This is a genomic window from Streptococcus sp. A23 (assembly GCF_043674155.1).
In the GTDB taxonomy this organism is placed as follows: domain Bacteria; phylum Bacillota; class Bacilli; order Lactobacillales; family Streptococcaceae; genus Streptococcus; species Streptococcus suis_V.
The window spans coordinates 1-6,776 of sequence record NZ_JBIMJP010000032.1 but is presented as its reverse complement, the minus strand read 5'-3'; the positions used below and the strand labels follow the sequence as shown (position 1 = coordinate 6,776).

The following is a 6,776-nucleotide window of genomic DNA, read 5'->3' as shown; positions in this document are numbered from 1 at the left end:
AAGACTAGTCCCTCTCACACCACCGTGCGTGCCGTTCGGCACACGGCGGTTCAACTAACTTTTAACGCATGTCGTTTGAGATGATAGTCTAGGCAAGAAATGATTGAATAGATACCTTGTTATGGGGCGGTTACGATAGTCAGGCTTGGGAGTCGCTATTGGGTTCACCGGTAGCGGGTGCCCGCAGAGGACTTTCACCTCAGATGTACGACATGCCCGTCGTACTAAAAAACAAGTTGGCACAAGACCAACTTGTTTATGATTATGGGTTAAAAATCGACGTCTTGAAGTCATCCGTTGTGTTCATCAGAGCCTGATAAACTTTTACCTTAAGAGCATGCACACGACTGAGGTTGACACTATTGGTTGAATAGAAAATTCGTCCATTTGTATCAGCTTCCATTGCTTCTTCCATCAAAGCTTGGAGTTGGGCATAGGTCGTTACTGTTACTTCTTTTGTAGAGTTAGCAACACCTAATTCATACTGCATGGTAAATGGCTTGAGTTTTCCTGCCTCTGCTTTTTCAACACGCTCAGCAAACATGGCTTTCTTGAATTCTTCCCATGTTGTATATTGACCCTTAAAGACTTGGTTCAAGACGTGCGTATCAGTAATCAGACCTGTATCTTTCTTGTTCCAAGTATCGTAAATGGTTGAGCCTTGGCTCATAGCATAGTCAGACAATTGTCCAGATGCATAAGGGATAAAGCCTTCTGTATAGCCCTTAGCTGCAATCAATTCAAAGGCCATACGGCGGAACATGATATCTCCCGGTGAGCCATATGGGTTTGAAAGCGCAGAATAGTTGGCTGCAAACATTGGAACACTGTGGTATCCATTACGTGACCATTCTTTGGTCAAGGTCTTAGCACCACCAGTAGGTCCGAAATATTGACGGTAATCAATGATACTGTTATCAATCAAATCCTCGAAAGTCTTCAAGGAAGCTACTTCTGCATCGGTCAGCTCACGTGCATTGTTTCCAGCATGTGTGTTGACACCATTGGTTTGAATATAGTAGTTGTCAATCTTACGGAGCCAATCCTTCTTCAAATCGTCAGTTTTTCCAAGAATAGCCATACCTTCCAAGTAATCCAACAAGTAAAGGGCATCAAATTGGTTATGGAAGTAAGCATTGAAGTCCGCTTCATTGCTAAATCGTTCCACCGGATCAGCCACATGGACACGGTTGGCTACATCTTCTGTAAAGAAGGCGTTGAAGCCAAGGATCATCTTATCCAGCGAGGAAACGTTTTGAAGTAAGCCGTCGGCATAAACTTCCATTCCCTGACCGATACGACGACCATAGCCATGGAGATAGGTGGAGCCGTCTTGGTTGTGGACCATTTCATGACTATAAAGTGTCGTTCCATAATCGCCTAGCATATCATAGGTGATATAGTAGGTTTCTTTTCCGTCTGCATATGCAGTCTTAATTGATGAGTGTTCACGGTACCACTTGTTAATCGGACCGTAGAAGTCTTGAATAGCATCAACTTCCGCAGTCAAATTACGGTAGGCTTTCTTACCATCAGGACCGAACATCATATAGCCTTCATTGTTAAGAAGACTACCAAAGAGTTTGTCACGGTTGGTCTCGTCAAGAATCTTATACCAGAAATCGGCATTGTCACGTTGGCGTTGGGCTGCCAAATCAACCATTTGACGTACCTTATCACGGTTTTCAGTTGTTGAATAATCTTCAACATAATGTTCATACGAACCAATTGCCATTGTATTGAGATTGCTTATGATAAAGATGTCTTCTTGCGGCAGGGTCAAGAGTGGCAGGAGCATTTGACGGTAAGCCCAGTTTGGATTAGTGATACGGTCATAGACTGCGAGAGCATACTTGCTATGTTTTTCTGCCGCATCTTGCTTGGCTGCTGCTTCTGCTACCTGTGATTTACTTTCAACGATATAGGCTTTTGTGGTTTGTTTAAACCATTCATTATCTGTCAAGTTTGGCATGAAAAGTTGACGATAAGACTCAACCAAGTCAAAGACAGAAGCCTTAGCAGTTTGTTTTGCCATGGCAGACACGTAGGTCGTCACGTTGTTATGGGCACGAAGAACATCGTAGCCACCATTTCCGATTGCCAAGATCATATCTAGTGCTGATGCTGCATCATTTCCGAAGAAATCAGGCTCGAAAATGGTTAATTCCTTAGTATTCACAGTTCCGTAGTTGATGTCATACCAGCGGTTCAAGTAAGTCAAACCTAGAAGAAAGGCTTCTTTATTATTAAGAATTTTTTCCTTGATATAGGTCTCTGAAGCCTGGCCTTGTCCATTGAGACTGGCAACTAACAATTTACGAACATTGCTTTCTAGGTTGGCCATAACTTGGTCATAGCTTTCACCAAAGTAGAAATCTTTTACAGTACCTGTCTGAGTATCGGCATTCAAGGTTGTTGGATAATTGATAACCGCCTTCATAGCATCCGAGTCGAGGACAACAGAAGAAAGGCTGCTTACCAAGTCATTGACAAGGGCACTTCTGTCATTCAAGAATGATTCTGGCGTGTAAATCAAGTCTGTTCCTGAAATGGTATACTCGACCACATGATTATTCTTGAAGTCTTCTAGATAAGAAACCGTCTTATAGTCCACCGTGCCATCAGCATAGTGAAGCATAATCTTATTAATATTAGCCTTTTCAGCGTAGACATCTGCAACAACATCCTTATCCTTCATTGGCACAACGTCAAGCAGGCGAACTGTATTGAGCTTATCGTCTGTCGCAATCTTATTTCCATAGTAGACAAGGAGTTCCTTGTTGTAGAATGGAAGGATTTTTTCCATGTTGTAGTAGGCGATTTCATGGTCAGCCTGAGCCTTATCCACGGTTAGATAATCTACTGAATATTGATTGAGATTAAGCGAAACAGAATCATCAATTGTCGCTTGAATTCCCATTGCTTCTACTTTGGCTTGTGCATCTTCATCAGAGATAACAGTAACATTGGTCAAACTATCAGTTGTTGTTGTGAAACCGCCCTTAATCTTACCAGTTGGGTTATCTGGTTGACCGATAATGCTTGTCGTACCAGTCATATCGCTAATAACATTGTTGACTTCACCACTATATCGAGCATAGGCACCCGTCACTTGGTTGGAACCTGCAATGCCGCCGACAATGGCTGCCGATTCAGTTGTCACAATGGAACCAGTTGCATAAGAATTATAGACACTTCCTGGTACATCGTAGACAAGCATGGTACGTCCGACAATACCACCAGCTACTTGGTTTTCTGTACCTGGGAGAGTAATAGTTGCATCAACCTTAGCATTTCCAACACTTGCCATTGTACCGTTACCCAAGATACCACCAGTTAGACTTGCATCGGTTCCGGTTACTTCGATGCTACCCTTGAAGGATACATCCTTGATAGTTGTATTGGTTGCTGAATGAACTAAACCAGATACGTTTTGTGGTCCTTTAAGTGATGCTTCTACTGCTACGTTCGTGATTGTTGCATTGTTGGCATTAATCGCAATGGTAGCAAGTGGGTTCTTAGACGTTGTATTTAGACTTGAATTCTTGATGTCCAAGTTTTGAACTTTACCACTAAGGTTAAAGAACAATGGGGCTTTCAAGTTGCTGATTGAGAAGGCATAGCCGTCATTTACTCCATCCAAAGTACCGCTAAATCCAGTCACATAAGATGGAATATCTCCAACAGGGACTTCACTTGCGTCCAAATGTGCACCTAGTTTGAAAGTACCAGATGGGTTGGCCTTCATGGCTTCAAGCAGAGCCTTGAAGGAGGTGTAGGTATTGGCATCTGTCGCCATTTTAGGAATGTAGAATTCACGGTTGGCAACGTATTGGGTATCCTTGTCCTGTACCAATTCATCAAAGGATGAAACTAGTTTGAAGACTGTTTTGCCATCTAACGTAGTTTCTTCAATGCTAGAAACTGGAAGATAGACTTCTTTGAAGCGATCTGAAGTAACTTTAATGAATAATTCATCAGTAGATGTTGGTAGCTCTTCCAAGAATTCTTGACCGATGTAGCTACCATTCTTACGACGGTAAACAGTCACTGCATCTATATCTTTGACTTCAATCTTTTTATAGACTAAATCAAATTTGCGTATGCTTTCAAGAATAGCTTCTTGTTCCGAGCTTTGTTCCTGGTCTGCCATTGTGTAGAAAATCTTAGTCTTAACAGTGTAATCTGTGTAGAAATCAAGATTTTCAAGTGTCAACTGGCCATTTGGATCCGTAATTGCCTGTTCCTGTACCAAGACACCTGTATTATCATAGAGGAGAGCAACAGCTCGTTGGAAGTTAGCGGTTTCGTCTGTCAACTTGTAGCTAATTGTCGCTGACTTGGCATCATCATTTTCCACCAAGTCTGTGATAATCACTTGTGGTACTTTTTCAACCTTTGTACCACGCGCAATGACTTGCTTAACAGGTTGTTTGGTAATCTCTTCTGTTACAGTAGGTTTTTCCTGACGAACGCCCTTGATAGTCTGGTAAGTTGTTGTAACTGTCTTAGAGCCATTTACACCCGTCGTTACAACTTTGGTCTTACCTTCTAACAGTGTAGGGTCGTCAACATACTCTGTTTCAAAGGTAATTTCAACTTGATTAGTTTCGGTTTCCGTACCCTCTATTGGTTTTGTTCCTTTGAGAACCTCTTTCGTTGTTGGTTCTTTAAGGACTTTCTCAGTCACTGTTGGTTTTGGTTGACGGACTCCGTTGATTGTCTGATAAGTAGTGGTAACTTCCTTATCTCCATTTTTCCCCTCAACTACTACTTGCTCCTCATCTGTATAAAAATCCGCTGTTTCTGTTGTCTTGGTTTCAAATGGAATTTCTACCGTCTCTGTAACAGTCTCTGTGCGTTCAACTGGAGTTGGGGTAGCCGTTTTCGTACCACGTGCAACTACTTGAGTCACAGGCTGAGTGGTCACCGTTTCAGTCACTGTTGGATTTTCTTGACGAACACCATTTACAAGAGTGTAGGTTGTTGTAACAGTAGCAAGTCCATTTTGGCCAGCCGTAATAATTTTTTCTTCACCAACTGGAAGGGTCGCATCGTCTTGGTAGCTGATTTCAAATGGAATGACTTTTGTAGCTGATTCCGTCTGAGTTGTGACTGTATCAGCTTTCTTTGTACCAATGCGAACAATTTCAGTTACTGGTGAGCTTGTCACCGAGCTTGAAACCTGCTCAGACTTGATCAAGACACCGTCAGCATAGTAATTCTTGGTAATTGTCGTCTGAACCCCCGCTTGCCCAACTTGATCCACATTTCGAGTTCCCTCAGCCAGAGTAGCATCATAGATAATTTGGCTTTCAAAAGGAATGGACTCGGTGTTGGTCGTCGTATCTTCTGTCAAGGCAACTTCTGGTAGTTCATGCGTCGGAGCTGTATCTGGAAGAGCAGTAATTGGTTTTGTACCAATTTTTACGATTTGATTAACAGGAGCTTGGCTAACCGCTTCGGACACAGCCTCAGACTTCAACAAGACATCACCGATAAATGTTTGCTTGGTTTCAATTGTCTTTTGACCTGCTTGTCCAGACTGCACAGTCAATCTAGTCCCATCTGGAAGAGTATCATCATAGACTTCCTCAGTTTCAAAGGCAATCGATTCTGTATGCGAAACAACTTTCTCTGTAACCTCCAAGGCTGGAATTTCGTTCGTTGGTGCTGTATCTGGAAGAGCAGTTATGATAGACTCTTCAGCCTTCTGTGTCCCAATTTCAATAATTTTTGGAGTAGCAGTTTTGGTAATTTCGGATGAAACTTCCTCTTCCTTCAGAACCTGACCGTCTACAAGTGTTTGCTTGATGGTAATGGTCCGCTCGCCATTTTGACCTTCTTGAACAATTTTTTCTGTCCCCTCGACCAAGGCTGGATTTTCAACCGTTTGAGTCTCAAAGGCGATGAGTTCCATTTTGGTGATAGTCTTCTCAGTAATATCAGCTGCTGGTAGCTCATGACTTGGAGCAGTATTTGGAACTTCGGTTACGATTTCTTGGTTCCCATTATCTGCTGGTTTCTCCTCCTCTGCTGGAAGCTCTTCTACCGCCTTGCTATCTTTAAAATAGCCCACATAAACATAGCCTTCAATCTCAGCTGGCGCTGGCAAAGCCTGACCTGCAGAACGTTCCACCGCATGGTTGAATTGAGCCAGAATATGGCTAGTTAATGCTGAACCTGTCGGTGCCAAGAAACTTGCACCCGTTGCGGCAAGAATGATTACTCCCGCAAATTCTTTCTTCCCTTTTTTGCCTAATTTTACAGCAATAATCAGGAGAGATAGACCTGCAACAACCATCGCACTATTTTCCAAGACACCTGTTTCAGGTAAGATTTTTGAATCAGAACCTGTAGACACTACAGGACGATAAACCAAATAGTAGGTAGAATCCGTTTCTTGTGCCAAACCTGGCAAGTCGCGAATAATCAATTCTTTTTCCGCATCAGTCAACTCTTCTTCGGTCACATAGGTGTAATTGATAGACTGCGCACTGACTGAAGGGGCAGTAGCAATAGAAGTCACAAAAAATAGACTTGCTAGGGTTGCAGAAACAAGTCCAATTGATAATTTACGGAAAGCAAATCGTTCTCGCTTTTCATTAAAAATGTTTTTCATATTTTCTCCAATAATCGCTAATTATACATACAATTATACCGTATCATAATGGTTCGTACAATTTTTTTGTTTATTTCTGTAGCGTTACAATAGATGTGAGACTTCTAGAAGTCAAAAAGAAGATTCCCTGATATGATAAGAGTACCACCTACTC

General features: G+C 42.2%; 1 protein-coding gene. It reads right to left on the bottom strand.

The genetic code is table 11. The features are described from left to right. Window positions 1–262: 262 nt before the first annotated feature. Complete coding sequence (locus ACHBIE_RS10685; RefSeq protein WP_394733312.1) at window positions 263–6,622, bottom strand: ZmpA/ZmpB/ZmpC family metallo-endopeptidase; 6,360 nt, start codon at window positions 6,620–6,622, stop codon at window positions 263–265. Between the last annotated feature and the right edge of the window lie 154 nt (window positions 6,623–6,776).

Coding starts and splice junctions, on each gene's coding strand:
- ACHBIE_RS10685 (WP_394733312.1), bottom strand. CDS start 6,622: ATGAAAAACATTTTTAATGAAAAGCGAGAACGATTTGCTTTCCGTAAA.